Annotated in this window: 23 protein-coding genes and 1 tRNA gene; 10 read left to right on the forward strand and 14 right to left on the reverse strand. The window is 66.9% G+C overall.

Going from position 1 to position 20,035, the window contains the following annotated elements; genetic code table 11:
- Positions 1–228: 228 nt before the first annotated feature.
- Together ACZ6MA_RS26725 and ACZ6MA_RS26730 are read left to right on the forward strand one after the other, a co-directional pair.
- The gene (locus ACZ6MA_RS26725; protein WP_469436560.1) at positions 229–1,056 is read left to right on the forward strand and encodes an AfsR/SARP family transcriptional regulator; all 828 of its coding nucleotides are present in this window, start codon (positions 229–231) and stop codon (positions 1,054–1,056) included.
- Between the two features lie 107 nt (positions 1,057–1,163).
- Positions 1,164–1,252: transfer RNA gene (locus ACZ6MA_RS26730), tRNA-Ser, on the forward strand.
- A gap of 153 nt (positions 1,253–1,405) precedes the next feature.
- Here ACZ6MA_RS26730 and ACZ6MA_RS26735 read toward each other — a convergent pair.
- Positions 1,406–1,885 carry a hypothetical protein gene (locus ACZ6MA_RS26735; RefSeq protein ID WP_469436562.1) on the reverse strand — a complete coding sequence of 160 codons (480 nt, stop codon included), beginning with the start codon at positions 1,883–1,885 and terminating at the stop codon, positions 1,406–1,408.
- A 60-nt stretch (positions 1,886–1,945) separates the two neighbouring features.
- Positions 1,946–3,106 (reverse strand): MFS transporter, encoded by a 1,161-nt coding sequence (locus ACZ6MA_RS26740; protein WP_469436564.1) that lies wholly within the window; start codon positions 3,104–3,106, stop codon positions 1,946–1,948.
- A 289-nt stretch (positions 3,107–3,395) separates the two neighbouring features.
- Here ACZ6MA_RS26740 and ACZ6MA_RS26745 point away from each other — a divergent pair, with 289 nt between their 5' ends.
- Positions 3,396–4,091, forward strand: a complete 696-nt coding sequence (locus ACZ6MA_RS26745) for a TetR/AcrR family transcriptional regulator (protein ID WP_469436566.1) — start codon at positions 3,396–3,398, stop codon at positions 4,089–4,091.
- Positions 4,092–4,197: 106 nt separating this feature from the next.
- Positions 4,198–4,482, forward strand: coding sequence for a hypothetical protein (locus ACZ6MA_RS26750; protein ID WP_469436567.1), 285 nt, complete (start codon positions 4,198–4,200; stop codon positions 4,480–4,482).
- A 209-nt stretch (positions 4,483–4,691) separates the two neighbouring features.
- Here ACZ6MA_RS26750 and ACZ6MA_RS26755 read toward each other — a convergent pair whose 3' ends face one another.
- Both ACZ6MA_RS26755 and ACZ6MA_RS26760 read right to left on the reverse strand, forming a co-directional pair.
- On the reverse strand, positions 4,692–4,874 hold the full coding sequence (locus ACZ6MA_RS26755; RefSeq protein WP_469436569.1) for a hypothetical protein: 183 nt from the start codon (positions 4,872–4,874) through the stop codon (positions 4,692–4,694).
- A 3-nt stretch (positions 4,875–4,877) separates the two neighbouring features.
- Entirely contained in the window at positions 4,878–5,012 is a 135-nt protein-coding gene (locus ACZ6MA_RS26760; RefSeq protein ID WP_469436571.1) for a hypothetical protein, read from the reverse strand.
- Positions 5,013–5,199: 187 nt separating this feature from the next.
- Here ACZ6MA_RS26760 and ACZ6MA_RS26765 point away from each other — a divergent pair, with 187 nt between their 5' ends.
- The 3 genes from ACZ6MA_RS26765 to ACZ6MA_RS26775 all read left to right on the forward strand — a co-directional run bounded on the left by ACZ6MA_RS26765 (position 5,200) and on the right by ACZ6MA_RS26775 (position 6,773).
- On the forward strand, positions 5,200–5,352 hold the full coding sequence (locus ACZ6MA_RS26765) for a DUF4158 domain-containing protein (protein ID WP_469436713.1): 153 nt from the start codon (positions 5,200–5,202) through the stop codon (positions 5,350–5,352).
- Between the two features lie 51 nt (positions 5,353–5,403).
- Positions 5,404–5,592: a hypothetical protein gene (locus ACZ6MA_RS26770; RefSeq protein WP_469436573.1), complete on the forward strand. Its 189-nt coding sequence runs from the start codon at positions 5,404–5,406 to the stop codon at positions 5,590–5,592.
- Positions 5,593–6,302: 710 nt separating this feature from the next.
- Entirely contained in the window at positions 6,303–6,773 is a 471-nt protein-coding gene (locus ACZ6MA_RS26775) for a hypothetical protein (protein ID WP_469436575.1), read from the forward strand.
- A gap of 134 nt (positions 6,774–6,907) precedes the next feature.
- Here the strand turns inward: ACZ6MA_RS26775 and ACZ6MA_RS26780 are convergent, their stop codons facing one another.
- The 10 genes from ACZ6MA_RS26780 to ACZ6MA_RS26825 form a co-directional block, all read right to left on the reverse strand.
- Positions 6,908–7,258 carry a DUF6059 family protein gene (locus ACZ6MA_RS26780; RefSeq protein WP_469436576.1) on the reverse strand — a complete coding sequence of 117 codons (351 nt, stop codon included), beginning with the start codon at positions 7,256–7,258 and terminating at the stop codon, positions 6,908–6,910.
- Positions 7,259–7,321: 63 nt separating this feature from the next.
- Positions 7,322–9,499: an MMPL family transporter gene (locus ACZ6MA_RS26785; protein WP_469436578.1), complete on the reverse strand. Its 2,178-nt coding sequence runs from the start codon at positions 9,497–9,499 to the stop codon at positions 7,322–7,324.
- Positions 9,500–9,640: 141 nt separating this feature from the next.
- Complete coding sequence (locus ACZ6MA_RS26790) at positions 9,641–10,558, reverse strand: ABC transporter permease (protein ID WP_469436579.1); 918 nt, start codon at positions 10,556–10,558, stop codon at positions 9,641–9,643.
- Positions 10,539–11,342 (reverse strand): ABC transporter ATP-binding protein, encoded by an 804-nt coding sequence (locus tag ACZ6MA_RS26795; RefSeq protein ID WP_469436581.1) that lies wholly within the window; start codon positions 11,340–11,342, stop codon positions 10,539–10,541. The genes ACZ6MA_RS26790 and ACZ6MA_RS26795 overlap by 20 nt, the downstream gene beginning before the upstream one ends.
- A gap of 88 nt (positions 11,343–11,430) precedes the next feature.
- Positions 11,431–12,750 carry a sulfate adenylyltransferase subunit 1 gene (locus tag ACZ6MA_RS26800; RefSeq protein ID WP_469436582.1) on the reverse strand — a complete coding sequence of 440 codons (1,320 nt, stop codon included), beginning with the start codon at positions 12,748–12,750 and terminating at the stop codon, positions 11,431–11,433.
- Between the two features lie 2 nt (positions 12,751–12,752).
- Positions 12,753–13,697, reverse strand: coding sequence for a sulfate adenylyltransferase subunit CysD (gene cysD / locus ACZ6MA_RS26805; protein ID WP_469436583.1), 945 nt, complete (start codon positions 13,695–13,697; stop codon positions 12,753–12,755).
- Positions 13,694–14,254: an adenylyl-sulfate kinase gene (gene cysC / locus ACZ6MA_RS26810; RefSeq protein WP_469436584.1), complete on the reverse strand. Its 561-nt coding sequence runs from the start codon at positions 14,252–14,254 to the stop codon at positions 13,694–13,696. The genes cysD and cysC overlap by 4 nt, the downstream gene beginning before the upstream one ends.
- 90 nt (positions 14,255–14,344) lie before the next feature.
- Positions 14,345–15,298 (reverse strand): zinc-binding dehydrogenase, encoded by a 954-nt coding sequence (locus ACZ6MA_RS26815; protein WP_469436585.1) that lies wholly within the window; start codon positions 15,296–15,298, stop codon positions 14,345–14,347.
- Positions 15,292–16,044 carry an SDR family NAD(P)-dependent oxidoreductase gene (locus ACZ6MA_RS26820; RefSeq protein WP_469436587.1) on the reverse strand — a complete coding sequence of 251 codons (753 nt, stop codon included), beginning with the start codon at positions 16,042–16,044 and terminating at the stop codon, positions 15,292–15,294. Before ACZ6MA_RS26820 ends, ACZ6MA_RS26815 begins: the two co-directional genes overlap by 7 nt.
- 9 nt (positions 16,045–16,053) lie before the next feature.
- Positions 16,054–16,839: an SDR family NAD(P)-dependent oxidoreductase gene (locus tag ACZ6MA_RS26825; RefSeq protein ID WP_469436589.1), complete on the reverse strand. Its 786-nt coding sequence runs from the start codon at positions 16,837–16,839 to the stop codon at positions 16,054–16,056.
- Positions 16,840–17,015: 176 nt separating this feature from the next.
- Between ACZ6MA_RS26825 and ACZ6MA_RS26830 the strand changes: the two genes are divergently transcribed.
- The 3 genes from ACZ6MA_RS26830 (at position 17,016) to ACZ6MA_RS26840 (ending at position 20,034) form a co-directional block, all read left to right on the forward strand.
- A complete protein-coding gene (locus ACZ6MA_RS26830) occupies positions 17,016–18,101 on the forward strand; it encodes an LLM class flavin-dependent oxidoreductase (RefSeq protein WP_469436590.1) in 1,086 nt (361 codons plus the stop codon).
- A 6-nt stretch (positions 18,102–18,107) separates the two neighbouring features.
- Complete coding sequence (locus ACZ6MA_RS26835) at positions 18,108–19,343, forward strand: MFS transporter (RefSeq protein WP_469436592.1); 1,236 nt, start codon at positions 18,108–18,110, stop codon at positions 19,341–19,343.
- A gap of 223 nt (positions 19,344–19,566) precedes the next feature.
- Positions 19,567–20,034 carry a hypothetical protein gene (locus ACZ6MA_RS26840; RefSeq protein ID WP_469436594.1) on the forward strand — a complete coding sequence of 156 codons (468 nt, stop codon included), beginning with the start codon at positions 19,567–19,569 and terminating at the stop codon, positions 20,032–20,034.
- The last annotated feature ends 1 nt before the right edge of the window (position 20,035 follow it).

Genomic DNA, 20,035 nt, shown 5'->3' on the forward strand with positions numbered 1-20,035 from the left:
GCTCACCTGCCGATTGAGTCACCCCTAAGCTTCGCTCACGAAGCCAGGCGTCATCAGTGCCAGTCACGCCATTTCCCGAAAAGAGTTCGCAGGGCCTGCGCACAGGCCTATGCACCGGGCCACCCCCCTACCTGTCGAAGCTCAGCGTCCACAACCCGCTGAGCGCGTACGGTGCTCGTGCCACGGTGCCTGAAGACCCACTCACGGATTCTCGCCGCTGGAGGCGTCATGCTGAACTTCCGGATCCTGGGAGCTATCGAGGTCAGTTCACCCGTCGGCTCACTGCGGCCCAAAGGGGCCCTGCAAAGGAGCCTCTTAACGGCCTTCTTAGCCAACGCCTGCAAACTGGTTCCCACACAGGCGCTGGTCAACGAGCTTTGGGACTGCAACCCCCCGGAGAGGGTCGAAAACGCATTGCAGGCTCATGTCAGCCGACTGCGTCGGGGGCTGGCAGCTCTGGAACCCGAGGTTTCCGGACCTAGGCTCATCACACACCCCTCCGGCTACCGACTCATCATCGACGACGACGAGCTGGACATCGCGACCTTCCTCAACGGACTCGGCCGGCTCCGACACCAACACGGCACCGCCGAGCAGATCGCGGGAGAGACCCGCGCGCTCCTTGCCTTATGGAGAGGCCCCGCCTTCGGCGGATATGCAGGAGGACCGATCTCCCAAGCAGCCGCCAGCCTCTACGAAGAGTCGTACCTCTCCGCACTGGAGCTGCTGTTCGACTGTGAGCTGGAGGCCGGCAACCACCAGCGCATCATCCCCGAACTCCGCGAACTGCTGGTCAAGCACCCCTACAAAGAACGCTTCCGGCAGCAGCTGATGGTGGCCTTCTACCGATCCGGCCGTCAGGCGGACGCTCTCGATGTCTACCGGGACCTACGTCTTCAGCTGTCGGACGACCTGGGGCTCCTACCATCGCCCATCATGCGGGAGTACGAGCGGGCCGTCCTGGAACAGGACCCCGTGCTCACGAGCATCGACCCCGAGAGCCGGGGCATACCGCTAAGCCCCGCACCGAGGCATCAGGTGCCCGTCAGCAGCTAGTCAGCGGAAGTTGGCATAGTGGTTCGCGCAGGGGGCCAGAACGGCTCTGACTGCGGTTGAGCAGGAACTAAGGCACCCCCCACAGCCAGAGGGCCCTTGCTCGACAAGGAGAGGTACCCGAAGTGGCCCAACGGGGGCTCGAGGTACTGCCTCAGCCGGGCTCCGGCCCACGCAGGTTCGAATCCTGCCCTCTCCGCCGACCGAGCCGGATGAGATTGCGATGGCAGTCTGGGTGGGGTTGCCGATTCCCGAGAGGGAGTCGGCAACCCCACCCAGACCTGTATGTGCGAGCCGGGGCGGACACGGCACCGGCGCCGTCCGGTACCGAATCCACCGGCTGCGAGCGAAGTCACACACGCTTGGCGAGCTCGGCAAGGCTGTCGGTATGCCCAGGAATATTCTGTGCGCTTCTGAGGCCGACTAGATCGGACCACGCCATCTGGGAGTCGGAAACATGGCGGCCGTCACGGTCATGAATACGCAGGTCCACAACGGTGCCTCCAGCGGCATCCGGTATCTGCTCCAGCAGGTCCATCAGTTCCGCGGCGTTGCGGCGCAACGTATCGATGCGCTGCAGGTGGGTCGTCGAGGCGATGAGTCCGGCAATGGCCTGGGCGTCCATGGCCGGCAGGTTGTCGACAACGACGCCCTCAGCGCCACCGAGGATGTCGCGTGCCGCGCTCGCCAGGATGCGGTCGCTGAGAGTGATGTGGGCGAGCCGCCAGTCCACGTCCGCACGCTCAGTGCCGGTGACCGGCGTCGAGTCGGTAATGCCTTCTGCTGCCTTGATGAGCTTTTGGTAGGCATCGGCGAGTTCGGTGATTTTCATGGATCGCTTCTCTCCGGGAAGTGGGGGAGTACCTCGGTCGGTAGCCGTGTGGCTCGGGTTTCATGCGGTCTGCTTGCGGCGGGCGAGAACGGCCAGGTCGATCAGGCACAGCACGGCGACGACTGCCGTGAACCACTGGACGGCGTGGAGCAGGCCGGTCACGCGGGCGAGGAGGCCAACGCCGATGACGGGGACTCCGACGCCGAGGTAGACGACGACGTAGAAGCTGGAGATGACGTCGGCGTGGCGGTCCGGGGGTGCGGTGCGGTTGACCTCGGTGATGCTTCCGAGGAAGGCCATCCCCTGGCCGACTCCGCCGATCACCGTGGCCACCAGGAGCAGCGGCAGGGAGGAGGTACCTCCGGCTGTGGCGAGGAGAACCAGCCCGAGAGCGAGCAGTGCGAGGCCGGTCATCTGGAGGATGCGCGCCTTCTTGCCGTAGACGAGCAGTTGGGCGATGCACGAGCAGGCCAGCATCAAGGTGACCGCCCCGCCTGCGAGAGCGAGGTTGTCACTGCCGGACAGCTTGGTGACGTAGGTGGGGACCAGGGCGAGGAACAGCCCGACGACGGTGAAGGCCAGGAAGCTGGCTGTTCCGCTGGTACCGAACACGCCGCGCACGGACGGTGGGATCGACGGGCGCCGCGGCCGCCACTTCGTGGCGGGGCGAGTGGTCGGCAGCAGCATCACGGCGATGAACGCCGGCACCAGCAGGACGATCTCCGTGATGAACGGAAGTTCGTACGGATGGGGAGCGTACTGGGCCAGAATTCCTGCCAGCAGCGGGCCGGTGCCGAGGCCGCCGACGGATGCGACGGTGGAGACCAGAGCGGCACGTCGGCGGTTGCCGGTGGGCTCGGCCTCGTTGAGTGCCGCGGTGAGTGCGCCGGAGGCGGCGCCGATGGCAAGTCCCTGGAGCAGGCGGGCGCCGAAGAGCCAGGTCACATTGGTGGCCAGGGCGAAGGCCACGGAGCCGAGCGCGGCCACAACGATGGCCGGGACCAGGACCTTGCGGCGCCCGATCGCGTCGGAGAGCGGCCCGAAGATCAACAGGGACGGCACGAGCGCTGCCACGTAGACCGCGAAGATGAGGGTCAGCATGAGCGGCGAGAAGCCGAACTGCTCCTGGAAGCCGCGGTAGAGGGGGGTGGGGACGTTGGTCCCGGTGAGTAAGAACAGCAGCGTGTAGGCGATGGCCCAGAATCTGCCCTGACTCCCCACCGGCTGGGGTGCTACTGCGGGCGGTGGGGTTGCTTGCTCCGTTGTCATCTCGTCCTCGGGAGAGCAGGTGACAGGTGATGGATGGCCGGCCGGCCCCGGGGGTTGGGCCGGCCGGCAGCCAGCTCAGCGGCAGGCATCCGGCCGAGTGACTGGTGGTCAGTCAAACAGGTCGGGTGATGCGGGTCAACCATTGACCGGTGGTCAGTCACCAGGTGACCGGCGGTCGGTCATATATAGTGCCGACCAGTAACAACCCAGAGCGCAGGCCAGCTTGGACGGAGGTGCGCCGATGACACCGCGCACGCGACGCAAACGGGTCACCAAAAGCCAGGACGACCGCAGAGAGGACATCCTGCGGGCAGGCGAGAAGGTATTCGCCACTGTCGGCTTCAACCAGGCCACCATTGTCGAACTCGCCGACGCCGCCCAAATCGGCAAAGGCACCTTCTACCTGTACTTCGACTCCAAGGACCACCTGCTCGGAGCGCTGTGGGAACGTTACGTCGACACCATCGTCACCACCACCCAGAACATCCTCGGTGAAGGTTCCGCCTGGTGGCCCACCATCGACCGACTCCTGACCGCCCTCATCCACCACGCCGTACGCAACGCCGAGCTGCACCGCATCGTCTACGGATCCGCCAACGCCAAGGCACTGGAGATCTGCAAACAGGCCAACCAGAGGGTCATCGATCTCATCTGCGCCTTCGTCACCCAAGGTGCCCAGGCCGGAGCCTTCCAGGCCACCGATCCCAGCACAGCCTTCCGCATGATCTACCACGCGGCCGACGGCCTCCTGGACGACCTGATCTCCACCGGTGACGACATCGATGCCGACCAGGTCATCGCCATGGTCCTCGAACTTACCCACCGCGCCCTGGGGGACCCGACCATCGGCCAGTTCCCCATACAGGAACCGAGCGGACAGGAACCAGCACTCCGCACTAGGGCCACGTGCCCAACTGAGGCTCCAGAGCTTTCCTGACCGTAAGAAGCCTGGTTGGACCCCGCGCAACAGAACCCGACGAACTCCGCGCCCTCCTGAACGGCCTCGGGGATCAATGGAACCGTGGTCGGCGGCGAGAACAATCATGGTTCGATCGGCGCGGGGTGCCGGACGCGGCTTTCGTTGCGCGGCCACCTCCCACCCACTCCTCGTCGGGTCCGCCGCCGCCCTGCTGACACTCCTTCCCACGGCAGGGGCAGCCTCCGCAGCAGACGCTCCCGCCAGGGCCACCTCCCGCCCCGGCAATCAGGCCACCACCCCCTTCCTCCGCGACCCGCACGGGCTCGTGGGCGGAACCCTCCGGTTCATGCAGGACGACGCCATCGACGCCCTCACCTTCCTCCTTATCGGCGAAGATCTCGACGCCTAGGACCCCGGGGCCGTAGCGCCCGCCGGGACTAGGTCGTAACCGCGTCTCGGCAATGACGTTCCTCAACCCATGGCGCGGGGCCCGGCCCCGGGGCTGGTGGGCTCGCATCGGGCACCGCCTCGGGCCCCGTCGCCTGGTCGTCTTCGTCGGGCCAGGTTCCGAACGCAGGTGTGAGTAGTCGGGGTACAGGAAAGCCCCGGTGAGAACGATCAGGGGCTCGGCGTGAGGGTGCTGACGCGGTTCTCGTACTCGCGACGGGCCTTGCGTTGGGCCGGGACCGTCGGAGCGCCCGGGCCGTCGTCGAGTGGCTGGCAGTGGGCGAGGAGTCGGTGGTGCACGGCCGGGACGGCGGTGACGCGCAGGGTGTAGCCCTGGCCGCGCCGTACGGTCACCCCCTAGTCGAGCGCGGCCCGCTCGGCGGGCTCCAGCTCGGCGGCGCGGAGGAAGTCGGCGACCTTGCCCGGCATGTCGAGGGTGACCGGCAGCTCGGGGGCCGGGCCGTCCTCGTCGCCGGCGGTGCGTTCGGGCACCAGGTCGGCCCTCGGGGAGGATCGGAACGGTCAGTAGCGACAACTGGCCGATCTTGGTACCGGTTCGACGACTCGCCCTGTTTGCGCTGTTCAGCGGTCCTACGTTCCGGGTCATGCCAGGTGAATTTCTCCCTGATGACCAGGTCTCCCATTACGGCCGGTTCGCTGCGGCTCCGACGCCCGGGAGCTGGAGCAATTCTTCCGTCTGGACACGGCGGCGCTGGCGGTCGCGCGGTCGAAGCGGGCGCCGGCGAACCGGCTGGGGTGGGCGGTGCAGTGGGGCTGTTCCTTGGACCCTCTGCTGGCGCTCGGAGGCTCGGACGCACATATGCAACTGTGAGGCTTATGCGCCACTATGGTGGCATCTGCTCACCAGTGAGAGGAGCGTCCGATGGGCATCGAAGACGGACTCGGTGAAGCTGCTGACCAGGCAAAGAAGGTCGTCACCGGCACCGACGAAGACAAGCAGAACAAGCAGCAGGACGACGATAGAGACGACTTCCTCAAGCAGTCCAGAGAGGGAGACAAGGACGTCACAATTCATAGGACCGGCCAAGGCGACGGGCCCACCTCCTGGTAGGGCACGACCCTCGCGCCGCTCAAGAGGTCGTTTTGGCCTGATTTGCAGCACTTCACGCGCCTCGGAGCTGCACTTGCGCCTCTTACGTTGCGGGCTTGCGCGCGGCATGGCGGGAGCAAGCGACGATATAGGCACCTCTTGGAGCGAGACAGGCTCTGGGGAGCGAGACGGGCGATTCGGACTCTCCGTGAGTCGCAGTAGCCACATCAACACACCAGCATCTCAGGAGTTGCCTCTCGACACTGGGGCGCACCGGGATCAAACAGACTTCACCGATGAAAACGACCTCTCAGAACCCGTTTCGAAGCTTGATTCGAGGGTTCCGAGACGGGTTCTGACTCCGGCAGGCCACCAGGCGCCATCGGCCGCCAGTCAACCGACGGGGCAGATGACCTGTCTTATAAACGGTGGCGTGCTCAATGGGGCGATGCACCACTAGGTAGACGATCACATCGTTGTGGGGGTGTGGTGCGCGACTACGGGGCCTCGGTGGCCCAGCAAGATGAGATCGGCTAGCGATGGCGGGAGGGTGAGTCGTTCAACTCGATGGGCCGGGCTATGGGCATCCCGTCGCACCGGTTCAGGTTCTTCTTCCCCCAGACCGGCGGTGTCCGGCAGGCTCCGCGAAGGCGCGCGGAGAGACACCTCACGGCCGTCGGCCGAGAGGGAGATCTCGCGCGGCATCGCGGCCGGCGAGTCCGCCCGCCGCATTGCCCGCTGGGGAGGGCGCCGTCGACGATCTCACGAGAGATCGCACGCAACGGCGGGCGCGACACTACCGAGCCACCGCCGCGGATCAGGAGGCGCATCAGCGGGCCCGCCGCCCCAAGCCAGCGAAGCTCGCCCTGCTGCCTGCCCTTCGCGCGGTCGTTGAGGAGAAGCTCGCGCTGAGCTGGTCGCCGGAGCAGATCTCCGGCTGGCTGCGGCGCCGGTCCCCCAGCGACTCCGCCATGCAGATCTCGCATGAGGCGATCTACCTCTCCCTGTACGATCCGCGCCGTCGGAGGGCCATCGACCGGAAGCCCACGCAGCGGCTCCGCATTGGTCGTCCGATCCGCCAGGAGGACCTCGCCTCCATCGCCGCCGAGCTGAACAACCGGCCCCGCAAGATGCACGGCTACCGGACACCCTCAGAGGTCTACTCTGACCTCCTGAAGAGCGGTGATGCACTGACCGTTTGAGCCCGCCTCCTCCTTGCCTGCTCGCTGGACGAAGGGGGATTGCCCTCTGCGCGGGCCAACAGTCGATGCGGTTGGCCGGGTCTGGCAGTTCGATGGCCCCCGTGCCGGGAAGCTGCCGCCGGGCGAGAAGGCTGTCAGCTCCTCGTTGGCTTCAATTCATCGAACTTTATGTACGTCAGTTGCCGGGCCAACGTCAGTTCCACTGCGCTCGATGGAACCTCGGGGCACAGTCGCTCCGGATGGCCCGGGGGAGGTCCGTCCTGCTGTGGTGGCGGCGACTGGATGCTGGTGGCGAAGTACATCTGACCCAGCGTGATCATCGTCTGCAGGAGAAATCTCTTCGTTCTCTTGCCAGTGCGGCTGATCCAGAGCGGCATAGGGAAGCCCTTCGGGAATGGTCTGCTCGCCTTGCCGCTGGACTGGTTGCAGGGCCGAGTGGCCCTTGGCCCCGCGCCGACGTGCGTCTGCGCAGGGCCAAGAAACATGTGATGTGATTCGCCAGCCGCCTAGGCGCGTGCGTTGGTTACTGCCGGAGACACCGGCGTGATCTAGAGCCGGACGCCCTTGTCCAGGACCGGATCTTGCGGATCGCCCGTGGAGCCGAGAGGTTCGACGGGTTCGGTGATGGGGTTCGGGTCGGCGTGACGTCCCGGCCACCAGGCCTTACGCCCCAGCAGCCCGGTCAGCGTCGGCACCAGCAGCATGGCCATCACGAAAGCGGTCAGGAGGATTCCGAACGCGACGGAGAAGCCCATCTGCTGCAACATCGAATTGTCAGTGAGCAGCAGGACACCGAAGGTGCCAGCGAGGATGATCGCGGCAGACGAGACGGTCGGCGCGGAGTGGGCGACTGCGTTGCGTACGGCCTCCCGCGGTGTCTTGCCGCTGTGGATCTCTTCCCGGAGCCGGGCTACGACCAGGATGTTGTAGTCGGTGCCGATGGCCACGACGAAGAGGTAGACGATGACCGGCAGGGTGAACAGCAGGCCGCTCTTGCCGAGGCCGTCCTGGAAGAGCCAGACGGTCGCGCCCAGCGTGGCCCCGAAGCCGAGGCCGACCGAGATCATGAGGTACCACGGGGCGACGACACTGCGCAGGAGGAGTCCGAGGATCACCATGATGGCGAGCCCGGCGACCGGGAAGACCAGCTTGTAGTCGTGCTCAACTGCCGTCTGGACGTCGGCGAGGACTGCCGTGGTGCCGCCGACGACGGCTTCGGTGCCCTCGGGCGTGTTGTGGTGCGCGGCATCGCGGAGCGGTCCTGAGACGAGGCTGATGGCCTTGGTCTCGGCGGGCTTGTAGTCCAGGACGACGCTGAACTGGGCAGTGCTGCCGTTCTTGCTCACTAGGGCGGGTGCGATCTGCGCGACACCGTCGGTGTTCTTCAGCTCGGCCTGGTAGGCCTCGAGCTGCTTCTGCTGCAGGCGAGAGCCGTCGGTTGACCGGAGGTAGATGGTGGTGGGGTCAGACTTGCCGGCGGAGAAGCTGTGCTGGAGCACCTTGAGTGCCTGCACGGACTCGGCCTTCTGCGGCAATGAGCTGCTCGTGTCGAACTCGGTCTGGAAGCCCAGGCAGCCCACGGCGAGAGCTGCGAGCAGGCCACCGGAGAGCAGCGCGGTGACTGCGGGGCGCTTGGAGACCACAGTGCCGAGGCGGTTCGAGATGTCGGTGCGCGGCTGAGTCTTCCAGGCCTTCGAGGGCCAGAAGGCTTTCGTCCCGAGAAGGGAGAAGACGGCGGGCACGAGGGTGAGAGCGGAGGCCAGGGTGACGGCGACGGAGATGGCCAGGGAGGGGCCCATGGCGCGGAGCATGCCCAGTGTGGACATGAGCAGGGCGAGGAAGGCGACGATGACGGCCGCTGCGGCTGAAGCGATGGTTTCGCCGACGCGTGACACGGCAGTGATCAGTGCTGTCTTCGGTTCCTCCCCGTTGCGCAGGTACTCGCGGTAGCGGAAGAGGAGGAAGAGAATGTAATCGGTGCCCACGCCGAAGAGCACCACGATGAGGATGGATGAGACGGAGCTGTCGGCCTTGAGGCCGGCGACCGCGCTGGCCGTGCCGATCAGGCCGGTGACCACCATGGAGACGATGCCGATGAGGACGACCGGCAGGACGGCGATGAGCGGGCTGCGGAAGATGGCCAGCAGCAGCAGGATGATCAGGAGCAGCGTGGCCCCCATGGTCATGGCGTAGGTGTCACCGGCGGATTCCTGAGAATCCAGCGCGGTGGCGGCCTGGCCAGTGATCCCGAGCTTGAGGTCGGTGTCGGCGAGCAGGGAAGAGGCGTCGCTGCGAAGCTCCTTGACCGACTTCAGCAGCGTCTCGTCGAAGGCGTTCTTCGTGGTGGCGGAGATGAACCCCAGGGCGATCTTCCCATCGGGAGAGATCGCCTGCGGGTTCGTCGTTACCTTCGAGATCTTCTCGTGTCGGCGGTCTTGGAGCGCTGCGGACAGCTTCGCCACATCTCGCTTGTCGCTTTCGGTGAGAGGCGAGCCGTCGACCCGCTGGAACACAGCGATCGCGGCCGGCTGTTCGTGCTCGGGGAATTCTTGCTTCTCGATCTGCCCGGCCACTACGGACTCGTAGTGGGACGGAAGGAATTCCGTCTCGTCCGCCGTCGGCTTAAGGCCCGGAGCCAGGCTTATGAGTGCTGCGGCTGCGATGATCCAGCCGATGATGACCAGCCATGGGCGATCTACGGAGAATCGCCCGATACGGTGAAACATGAGGCTCCCAAGGTCTCTGCTAAAGGGGGACGGGCGCGTAGATGCTAGATCGCGTCGAGGTGGTACATCATCGCTTTCCAGAGGGGCGAGACGACGATTCCAGCGTCTTTCGAGGAAAAGTAGAGAGATGCTCGACAGGGGCTAGACGGGATGCCAAGAGGATGCTTTCGGCGTGAGACCTCGGAGCCTTAACACCTTGCGCTCAACCGGGTTGAACAGTGCTACCTCGATGAGCACCCCGATGAGCAAAATCAAGGCTGCAGCGCCGAGAACCGCGCTGAGGTCCCCATGCCGCTTCCCTTCGTCCAGCATCTGCCCAACACCCGGAAAAGAGCTCGCGGTGATGAGCTCAGCGGTCATGAGGGCCCGCCAGCCGAACGTCCAGCCCTGCTTGAGCGCGACGATTCCACCCGGCATCGCCGCCGGCACGAGGACACGAGTCAGCCCCTTCACGCCGGAAGCACCCATGCTCTTCCCTGCATCCAGTAAGGACGGCGGAACCTGATCGATGGCCTGGACAACGCCCATGGCGATGGACGGCACGGCACCGAACAGGACGACGCAGTACACGGATGATTCAGACGGGCCGAGCATCATCACGGCTATCGGCACGAGCGCTGCCGCAGGCAGTGCCTGAAAAGCAGCCAGGACTGGTCCGACCGCGAGACGCAAGGGCCTCACACGTGCCAGCAGCACGCCCAAGGGGACGCCGATCACGACGGAGACGGCGAAACCAGCCAGGCATCGCCCGATGCTGTGAAGGACGCAAGGCAACAAGGTGCCTTCACGCCAGGAGACCAGGAGGCTGCGTCCCACTGCGCTTGGCGGCACAAGTCCCGCCGGCCATCCGGCCACCGCCGCCAGCTGCCAGAGCACAAGGAAACCCACAATCATCAGCAACGGCATGACGGTGGCCCGCCCCAGCCGGCCGAACAGGGAAACGATCCCCCTCTGCAGAACGAAGCGCCGGGTCTGCCCGGCTGCAACTTCACGGATCACCGCTTCACACCACCACGGGTGATTTCTTGAAGCGATGTTTTCAATGCCCGCACTGGTCATGCCGAACGGCCTCCTTACGGAGCTCCATGACGATATCCGAAGAGAGACGAACAGCAGTCGGGCCGTTCTTGCTCCGCGGATAAGGAACATCGACGTTCCACTCCCGGGCAATGCCCCCCGACCGCGGAGAGAGCAGCACAATCCGTTGCGCCATACGGACCGCCTCGCGCACATCATGGGTCACCAGCACCACAGAAAGCTGCGCCAGCTGCCAGATGCGGATCAGCTCATCATGGAGCACGTCCCGTATGACCGGGTCCAGGGCAGTGAAAGGCTCGTCCAACAGGAGAAGCCGGCTGTTCTGGGCGAGTGCGCGGGCCATGGCCACGCGCTGGCCCATTCCTCCCGACAACTGGTGCGGCCGCTTGCTGTAGGCGTCGGCAACGTGGACAAGCTGGAGGAGTCGCTCCGCTTCCGGCTTGCGCTCTGCCTTGGGGACACCGCGCAGCTCCAGCGCCAGCTCGACGTTCTTCCCCGAGGTCAGCCAGGGGAATAGCGTGTGATCTTGAAAGAGCAGGGCGGGTGGTTCTCCTGGAACATGGACACGGCCGGATGTCGGCCGGTCCAGTCCGGCAAGCAGAGACAGCAAAGTGGACTTGCCGCATCCTGAAGGTCCCAGCACCGCAACGAATTCGCCGGGCGCGATGTCGAATGACACGTCCTGCAGCACGGGTTGGCTGACGGCTGAGTCCCTGTAGACCTTGGTGACGTGTTCGACACGCGCTGTGTACGGCGCCGCAGTCAGCGGCGGGGGAGTGGCAGCCACGGTACTCAACGCGCACATGGCTTGCCGCGCCTGTCGTTTTTCCGCGTGCAGGAACTCGTCCGGTTGCGAGGGATCAGGCCGTGGAGCGGGCGAAGAGTGCCTGGCATCACGCTTCCTCCTGGCTACCGGGTACCGTTCCGGGCGCCGCGGTGAAAGCCGGGCCGGCCATGCCCGCTGTCAGGGTGGTTCCGTCGGTTGGGTCGATCAGCAGGAACGATCCGGTGTGGCGGGAGTGGGCGTAGGGATCGACGGCGAGCGGCTCTGCGCTGCGCAAGACGATCTGCCCGATGTCATTGGCAGCCAGCTCACCGGGGCACGGGTGGTGGGAGAGGTCGTCCAGCGAGAGGCGGGACGGAATGTCCTTGACGATCGCTTTGACGGTACGGGTCGTGTGCTTCAGCAGCACCCGGTCACCGGCCCGCAGCGGCCGGTCGGCCACATGGCACACCGTGGCCTCGATGTCCCGCGTCGTGACGGGAGCGGCGATAGAAGGGGCGATGAGGTCGCCCCGGGAGACGTCGAGGTTGTCAGCAAGGAGGATGGTCACCGACTGCGGAGCCCAGGCCACGTCCACGCTCTCTCCCAGTGCGTCAATCGCGGCAACGGTGCTCGTACGGCCCGAAGGCAGGACGGTCACGCTATCGCCGACGCTGAGCGTGCCAGAGGCGATCTGGCCGGCGTAGCCGCGGTAGTCACGGTGCTCGGCAGTCTGGGGGCGGATGACGCACTGGACGGGGAAGCGGGCCGGCTGCCCGGTGGGATCGGTGCCCACGGGGACGGTCTCAAGGTGTTCCAGGACAGTGGGCCCGCCGTACCAGTCCATGTGCGCGGACGGCGTGACCACGTTGTCGCCGATCAGGGCGGAGATGGGAATGGCCGTGACCTGCTCCACGCCCAGCGAGGCGGCATAGCGGCCGAACTCCTCAGCAACGGCGGCGAAGACGGACTCGGCATAGTCGACGAGATCCATCTTGTTCACAGCCAGTACCACATGGGGAACCCGCAGCAGAGCGGCGACGGCCGCGTGGCGGCGCGTCTGCTCCACGACGCCGTTGCGGGCGTCGACCAGTACGAGCGCGAGTTCGGCGGTGGAGGCGCCGGTGACCATGTTGCGGGTGTACTGCACGTGGCCGGGGGTGTCGGCCAGGATGAAACGTCGGCGCGCAGTGGCGAAGTAGCGGTAGGCGACGTCGATGGTGATGCCCTGCTCCCGCTCGGCCCGCAGTCCGTCGGTCAGCAGTGCAAGATCTGGAGCGTCGTGACCGCGGCTGCGCGAGGCATGGGTGATGGCCTCCCACTGGTCGGCCAGCACCGACTTGGAGTCATGCAGCAGCCGCCCGACCAGCGTGGACTTGCCGTCATCGACCGAACCGGCCGTCGCGAAACGCAGCAGCGAAGTCGCAGTGGTATCGGTGACTGTGGTCATGGTTAGAAGTACCCCTCGCGCTTGCGGTCCTCCATGGCGGCCTCCGACAGCTTGTCGTCGGCCCGGGTGGCGCCCCGCTCGGTCAGCCGGGACGCGGCGATCTCGGCGATCACTGTCTCGACGGTCCATGCCTGGGAGTCGACGGCACCGGTGCAGGACATGTCACCGACCGTGCGGTAGCGCACCAACCGTCTCTCGACGCGCTCCCCGTCCCTCGGCCCGCCCCACTCACCGGGAGCCAGCCACATGCCGTCCCGGGCGAAGACCTCGCGCTCGTGCGCGTAGTAGATCGAGGGCAGCACGATCTCCTCGCGGGCGATGTACTGCCACACGTCCAGCTCGGTCCAGTTCGACAGCGGGAAGACCCGCACGTGCTCGCCCGGGGAGTGGCGGCCGTTGTAGAGCTGCCACAGCTCCGGGCGCTGCCGACGCGGGTCCCAGCCACCGAACTCGTCACGCAGCGAGAACACTCGCTCCTTCGCGCGTGCCTTCTCCTCGTCGCGGCGGCCACCACCGAAGACCGCGTCGAAACGATGCCGCTCGATCGCGTCCAGCAACGGGACTGTCTGCAACGGGTTACGGGTGCCGTCCGGACGTTCGCGCAACCGCCCGTCGTCGATGAAGTCCTGCACCGAGGCGATGTGCAGCCGCAGGCCCTGCTCGGCGACGACCCGGTCGCGGTAGGCGATCACCTCGGGGAAGTTGTGCCCGGTGTCCACGTGCAGCAGCGCGAACGGGACCGGCGCCGGGACGAACGCCTTCAGCGCCAGGTGCAGCATGACGATCGAGTCCTTGCCGCCGGAAAACAAGATCACCGGCCGCTCGAACTCACCCGCCACCTCCCGGAAGATGTGCACCGCCTCCGACTCCAGCACATCCAGATGGCGCAAGGCCCTGCCCGACGCCTGAGACTGCGTCGTCTCCACGACGCGCGGATCCGTACTCATGCCAGTTCCTTCCGTTGGAGCAGGGCGTGCACGGATGCGACGGACTCGACGACACTCTGCTCGTGGGGGGCGAGGCGGAGATCCGGCGATTGCGGCGCCTCGTACGGGTCGTCGACGCCGGTAAGACCCGACAGCCTGCCCTGCGCCTGCTGGGCGTAGAGCCCCTTCACATCACGGGCGGAACAGACCTCCACGGGGGTGGCCACGTGTACTTCCAGGTAGGCGGTCTTCGAGCGCTCATGGCGGTGGCGCACCGCCTCCCGAGAATCCGCGTAGGGGGCGATGACCGGTACCAGCACGATGATTCCGTTACGTGCGAGGACTTCGGCCACCAGGCCGATCCGCTGCACATTGGTGTTCCGGTCTTCGCGCGAGAAGCCGAGCCCTGCCGAGAGGAAGCGCCGGATCTCGTCCCCGTCGAGCACCTCCACCCGGCGGCCTTCCGCGCGCAGACGGTCGGCCAGGTGGTTGGCGATGGTCGTCTTGCCCGCACTGGGCAGGCCGGTCAGCCAGACCGTCGCGCCCGTATGGCACGTGCAGATGCGAGGCGTATGCATCGAGCTGCTCCTGAATGTGAAGTAGGGGACTGCGTCCGCTGTGGCCGGCTGATCCGCTGCCACAGCGATCCGCGCCGTTGCCTGGATCCGCTAGGCCACCTGGAGGACGGCCTTGCCGTTGACCGATCGCTCCTCAAGGGCCCGAAGGGCACCGGCGGCCTTGTCCCACGGCGTCGTCAGAGCCACCTGGGGATCGAGCTGGCCCTGCGCACACAGCTGCAGCAGCAGGGCGAGGTCCGTCGCGACGTCCCGGCGTGTGACCTCGTCGAAGAGGAAGAGGTACTTCAACGAGACACCGGGCCGGGCACGCCCCCAGTCCGCCGGCAGTGACAATTCACTGCGGGTGGTGTTGCCGTACACCACGGCCTTGCCGCCCGGGCGCAGGCCCTGGAAGGCCTTGGTGAGCACTTCACCGCCCACGCTGTCGAGCACGACGTCTACCTCACTGCCGCAGGCCTCTTCGTAGGTGGAGACCTCCGTGGCACCAAGCTCTTCCAGCCCCGCTCCGCGCTGTGGCGAACCGACCCAGGCGATCACGCGTGCACCGCTGTGTCGGGCCAGCTGGACCAGCATCCGGCCGACCCCTCCGCTGGCACCGGTCACGAGCACGGTGCGGCCGAGCAGCGGGCCAGCCTCCCGGAGTGCGTAGAGCGCGGTCAATCCGGTCACGGGCAGCGCTGCGGCGTGTTCGTCGGACACGTCGTCCGGAACGGTCGCCATCCGGAAGCGGGGCAGCACGACGCGTTGGGCCCAGCCTTGCTCTGCCAGGCCCACCACCCGGGTGCCCGGCGCCAGATCCGAGTCGGTCTGTGCGCCCGGCGCCACTGTTCCCGCAACGTCCCAGCCCAGGCGGGCTCCGGCGGGCGCCATTGCGGCCAGGGCCAGTTCGCCGCGGTTGATGGAGGCCGCTCGTACGTCGACGAGGACCTCCCCGTGGAGGGGCAGCGGTTCCGCCACCGTGCTCAGGCGCACGCCGGTCGGTCCCTCGCCCGTGGTCGTCAGGGCCAGCATGGTGCGCTTGTCCTGGCGTGCGGTGGCTACCACGTGACACCGCCGTTAACCTCGAGCACGTGGCTGTTGACGTACGAGCTGCTTTCGCTGGCCAGGAAGACGGCCGCGCGGGCCACCTCGTCGCTCGTGCCCATGCGGCCCGTGACGAGTTTGTCCTTGTACGTCGCCCATATCGCTTCGTTGGTCCGCAGTGCACGCCCCATGCCGGCGTCGATGAACCCGGGAGCCAAGGCGTTGACGGTGATGCCGCTGCCGCCCAGTTCCAGAGCGCACACCTTGGTGTAGGCCTCAACGGCGGCCTTGGTCGCGCAGTAGGCTGCTCCGCCCTTGACCGGGCGGGTGGCCAGGACCGACGACAGGTTGATGATCCGCCCGGCGGGTGAGCGCTTGAGGTATGGAACGGCCGACCGGGTGCAGTTGATGACGCCGATGAGATTGGTGCCGATGACGTCGGACCAGTCCTCGGGCGAGAGGGCTGCGGCGGGACCGGGACGAGCCACGCCGGCGTTGGCCACGATGATGTCCACGGCTCCGAAGCGGTCATGGGCGGTCTTCATCAGTGTGTCGACGGACGCGGGGTCCCGTACGTCGACAGGCAGGGCCAGAGCCCGGCCCGAACAGCTCTCCACCCATTCCTCGAGTGGCGCGATGTCGCGCGCCGCCCCTACGACACGGGCGCCCTGGGCGGTGAACGCCTCGGCGATCTGGCGCCCCAACCCCTTGCTGGCTCCGGTCACGACAGCGACCCGGCCGTCGAGCTGCATTCCCTGATAACGCATGGACGCCTCCTACAGGCGGGTCGCGGCGCCGCCGTCGACCGGCAGCACCACGCCGGTCGCGAACGCGCCCTCGGGACGGGCCATGGTCACGATCCACCAGGCGACTTCCTCGGGCTGACCGATGCGGCCCATGGGCACGCCTGCGCGCTGGGCGACGCGCAACTGCGCGACCTGCTCCTCGCTCATCCCCGAACGCTTGGCGATGCCGGTCTCGATGGGGCCGGGGGAGACGGACACCACGCGCACCCCGTGTGGCGCCTGCTCGACGGCCCACGTGCGGGTGAGGAAGTCGAGGCCGGCCTTCGTCGCGCCGTAGACCGAGCTGGTCGGCCAGCCGCGGACCGCAGCCGAGGCGCTGACGTTGATGATGACGCCCTGGGCCTCCTGCAGATGCGGCAGCGCAGCCTGCGACAGCAGCAGCGGTGCCAGCAGGTTCGTGGCGATCTGCTCTTCGGCGATGGCACGGTCGATCTTGCCCAGAGGCTGACGCTTGACGGCCGCGGCGTTGTTGACGAGCACGTCGATTCGCCCAAACTCCTCCAGCGCCGCCGCAACGATCTCCTCGGGGGCCCCGGGAGCAGTGATGTCGATGCTGCGGTAGCAAATCGTCGGCCGGCCGTCCGACGCCTCCTTGAGGGGTTCTTCCTCACGACCCACGATCAGCACATGGGCGCCCTCGTCGGCGAAGGCATGTGCGGCGGACCGGCCAATGCCCGTTCCCCCGCCGGTGATCACCACCGCACGGCGTACGGGACCACCAGGAGACTGCTCCGGCGTGCTCTCAGGCTGCGTCATTTCGTCCACTCCTCAAGGCCGCAGAAAACGACATCGTGAGTCTAGAAACAGAATCAACACTCTGAAAGAGTCTCCATCAAGACTCGATACCGCCACTGTGCCTTCTCGATCACCGCTCAAGCACGGATTGGGAGCCTTAAGGCAACGCAGTCATGGCAGATGGACGAGGAGAGCGCATGCGGTTCGGCATCCTGTACTTCCCGACGGTGGGCCCTCAGGAGAAGAGCGCCGCCAGCTACTACGACGAGGGACTGCAGATCGCTGAACTCGCCGAGGAGCTCGGATATTTCCAGCTCAAACTGGTCGAGCACTATTTCTTCGACTACGGCGGCTACAGTCCGGACCCGGTGACCTTCCTCGCCGCCGCAGCAGCGCGTACCTCACGCATCCGCTTGGGCACCGGGGCGGTCATCCCGGCGTTCTCCCACCCCATCAAGCTCGCCGGCAAGCTCGCGATGCTCGACGGCATCTCCGGCGGCCGCCTCGACGTCGGCGTCGGACGCGGCTTCCTGCCGGATGAGTTCGCCGCCTTCGGCATACCGATGGACGAAAGCCGCGACCGCTTCGAGGAGACCGTCGAAGCCTGCGAGCGCCTGTGGACCGAGGAAAACGTCGTTCACGAGGGGCGCTTCCACCGCTTCGGCCCGGTGACCATGCTCCCGCGGCCTGTCCAGCAGCCCCACCCCCCGGTGCTCACCGCGGTCACCACCAGCCCCGAATCCTGCGAGACTGCCGGCCGTAAGGGCCGTGGCCTGCAGATCATCGCCTCCGTCTCGCCCACCGAGCGGGTGCAGTCACTGATCTCCGCCTACCGCAAGGGCCGGGCGGATGCTGGCCTGGACCCTGAGGGCGGCCGGATCGAGTTGAGCTACGCCTGCTACGTCGACGAGGACAGCGACACCGCTCGCCGCATCGGCCGCACGGTCGAAGAGCAGTACAGTCGCAAGATTTCCGCCGCCACCCTGGCTTGGGCCCGCATGGCCAGTGTCGCCTATCCCGGCTACAACAAGCTCGCCGACGCGGCCACCCGCGGCTCCTCCGACTTCGACGACAAGGTCGAGGCGGGGCGTCTGCTCGCGGGCACCCCCCAGGAGATCGTCGGGCAGGTCGAGCAGATCGCCGAGTGGTACGGCAAGGACGTCGACCTCACTCTCACCACCCACTCCGGCCACCTCTCCCTCGAGGAGACCGCCCGGATGCTGACGCTCTTCGCCCAGGAAGTAGCGCCTCGCCTGCCGTTCGCGCAGCTGGTCCAGGAGTAGAGCGGCATGACTGCAACGCACGCCGTCGCTGGCCGGGACGCGGACCAGGTGTCTGTGGACCCGCGCCGCTGGTGGGCCCTGGCCGCTCTGGCGGTCGCCCAGCTGACCATCGTCATGGAGATGAATCTCGTGCCCGTGGCGCTGCCCACCATGCAGCGCGAGCTCGACCTGCCGCGCGGGGCGGAAGCCTGGGTGGTCTCCTGCTACACCCTCGCCTTCGGCCTGCTGTTCCTGGTAGCCGGGCGCCTTTCCGAACGACTCGGCCGACGGCGCACCTTCACCGTGGGCCTGGTGGGATTCGGCGCCGCCTCCCTCCTGGCCGGAACCGCAGACGACATGACCGGCCTGCTCGCCTGCCGGGCCGTGCAGGGCGCATTCGGCGCCGTGGCACTGGCCCCGGCCAGCATGGCGCTCGTGGCCCGGACCTTCCCCGACATGCGCGAGCGCGCCAAGGCCATCGGCGTCTTTACCGCGGTCGCCGGCGGCGGAGGAGGCCTCGGGGTCCTGATCGGCGGACTGCTGACGGAGCACGCCACCTGGCGCTGGTGCATGTACGGTCTCGCCCCCCTGGCCCTCGCCGCGGTGGCTGTGGCCACGTACGCCATCCCCGCTGACGACCCGGCGGTCGCCGGAGCCGACCGAGGACCCCTCCTGCCGATGCGCGTCCTGACAGACCGCACCCGCGCAGGGGTCTACCTCGCCGTCTTCAGCGCGAACATCGGCACCTTCGGCGGCTTCACGATGATCAGCTATGCGATGCAGGACACCAACGGCTGGTCCCCGACGCGTGCGGGATTGGCGATCTTGCCGCTCGCCGCTGTGGTCATCGCCAACTCCATGGTCGCCGCCCCCCATCTGCTGCGCCGTCTGACGCCGCGCCTTCTGCTCTCCTCAGGCACCGCCATGGTGGCGGCGGCCATGGGCTGGCTCTCCTTCCTGACCCCGGACGGCCCTTACGCCCAGCAGGTGCTGCCAGCGGTTGTGGTCATGGGCATCGGAATCAGCTGGATCATGATCTCCGCCAACGGGACGCTGGCGCAGTGCACGGAGGCGCGCGACATGGCCACGGCCGGCGGACTGGTGAACGTCACCACCCAGCTCGGTGGCGCGGTAGGAGTGCCGCTGCTGCTGTCGTTCGACCGGACCACCGATGCTGCGACGGCCGCAGCCATGGTGATTGGAGTGGCAGCAGTGGCAGTCGGTTCGCTGGTCCGTGCGCCCAAGCTGCGCGGAGGCCGCTGACGAGACCACGCGGATGAGCTGACGGGACCATGTGGGTGAGGTGACGACATCACCAGGACGAGTGGTGCGCGCCCACACGCAAGAGCGCCCGGCACGCCCCGGGGGAAGGCTGCCGGGCGCCCGGTTCCATGAAAGCAACTCTTGCCTTGCGTATCCACAGGCTCCAGTGACTTTTGGGAGAGTCTCTATCGAGAGTAGACTGCGACTCTTGAGGAGGCACCCAGTGAGCGAATACATCATTGTCATCACTCCTACCCGCGACGACGGCGAGCCGGACTCCACCGGCCCGCAGACCACTGTCCGAGTGAACACCTCGGACACGCCACGGATCGTCGAGATGACCGTCCGGGCAGCCGGCAAACAGGGGTTGCACACCCATGCCCTGCCACCCATCGACTTCGACCTCCTCGTGCGGGCCATCACCCCCACGAGCACCACGCCCCCGCCTGCCGCCCCGGCCACCGAGGTCGCCCCGGCACCGGCCAGCACTTCCGACCGTGCTCAGACGGCGGCTCAGACGGCGGACGCCAAGACCCGCCCCTATCGGCGCATGCCGGAAGCGGACACCGTCATCGACATCTACCACCGGGTCAACGGCAGTGTGGGCGCCGTCGCCAAACACTTTGAAGTCCCACGCCACACCGCACAGGCATGGGTGAGCCGACTCCGCAAACAAGAACTCATCGACTGAT

The organism is Streptomyces sp. NPDC042259, from assembly GCF_055582085.1.

Coding starts and splice junctions, on each gene's coding strand:
- ACZ6MA_RS26725 (WP_469436560.1), top strand. CDS start 229: ATGCTGAACTTCCGGATCCTGGGAGCTATCGAGGTCAGTTCACCCGTC.
- ACZ6MA_RS26735 (WP_469436562.1), bottom strand. CDS start 1,885: ATGAAAATCACCGAACTCGCCGATGCCTACCAAAAGCTCATCAAGGCA.
- ACZ6MA_RS26745 (WP_469436566.1), top strand. CDS start 3,396: ATGACACCGCGCACGCGACGCAAACGGGTCACCAAAAGCCAGGACGAC.
- ACZ6MA_RS26750 (WP_469436567.1), top strand. CDS start 4,198: ATGGTTCGATCGGCGCGGGGTGCCGGACGCGGCTTTCGTTGCGCGGCC.
- ACZ6MA_RS26770 (WP_469436573.1), top strand. CDS start 5,404: ATGGGCATCGAAGACGGACTCGGTGAAGCTGCTGACCAGGCAAAGAAG.
- ACZ6MA_RS26780 (WP_469436576.1), bottom strand. CDS start 7,258: ATGTTTCTTGGCCCTGCGCAGACGCACGTCGGCGCGGGGCCAAGGGCC.
- ACZ6MA_RS26785 (WP_469436578.1), bottom strand. CDS start 9,499: ATGTTTCACCGTATCGGGCGATTCTCCGTAGATCGCCCATGGCTGGTC.
- ACZ6MA_RS26790 (WP_469436579.1), bottom strand. CDS start 10,558: ATGACCAGTGCGGGCATTGAAAACATCGCTTCAAGAAATCACCCGTGG.
- ACZ6MA_RS26795 (WP_469436581.1), bottom strand. CDS start 11,342: ATGTGCGCGTTGAGTACCGTGGCTGCCACTCCCCCGCCGCTGACTGCG.
- ACZ6MA_RS26800 (WP_469436582.1), bottom strand. CDS start 12,750: ATGACCACAGTCACCGATACCACTGCGACTTCGCTGCTGCGTTTCGCG.
- cysD (WP_469436583.1), bottom strand. CDS start 13,697: ATGAGTACGGATCCGCGCGTCGTGGAGACGACGCAGTCTCAGGCGTCG.
- cysC (WP_469436584.1), bottom strand. CDS start 14,254: ATGCATACGCCTCGCATCTGCACGTGCCATACGGGCGCGACGGTCTGG.
- ACZ6MA_RS26820 (WP_469436587.1), bottom strand. CDS start 16,044: ATGCGTTATCAGGGAATGCAGCTCGACGGCCGGGTCGCTGTCGTGACC.
- ACZ6MA_RS26825 (WP_469436589.1), bottom strand. CDS start 16,839: ATGACGCAGCCTGAGAGCACGCCGGAGCAGTCTCCTGGTGGTCCCGTA.
- ACZ6MA_RS26830 (WP_469436590.1), top strand. CDS start 17,016: ATGCGGTTCGGCATCCTGTACTTCCCGACGGTGGGCCCTCAGGAGAAG.
- ACZ6MA_RS26835 (WP_469436592.1), top strand. CDS start 18,108: ATGACTGCAACGCACGCCGTCGCTGGCCGGGACGCGGACCAGGTGTCT.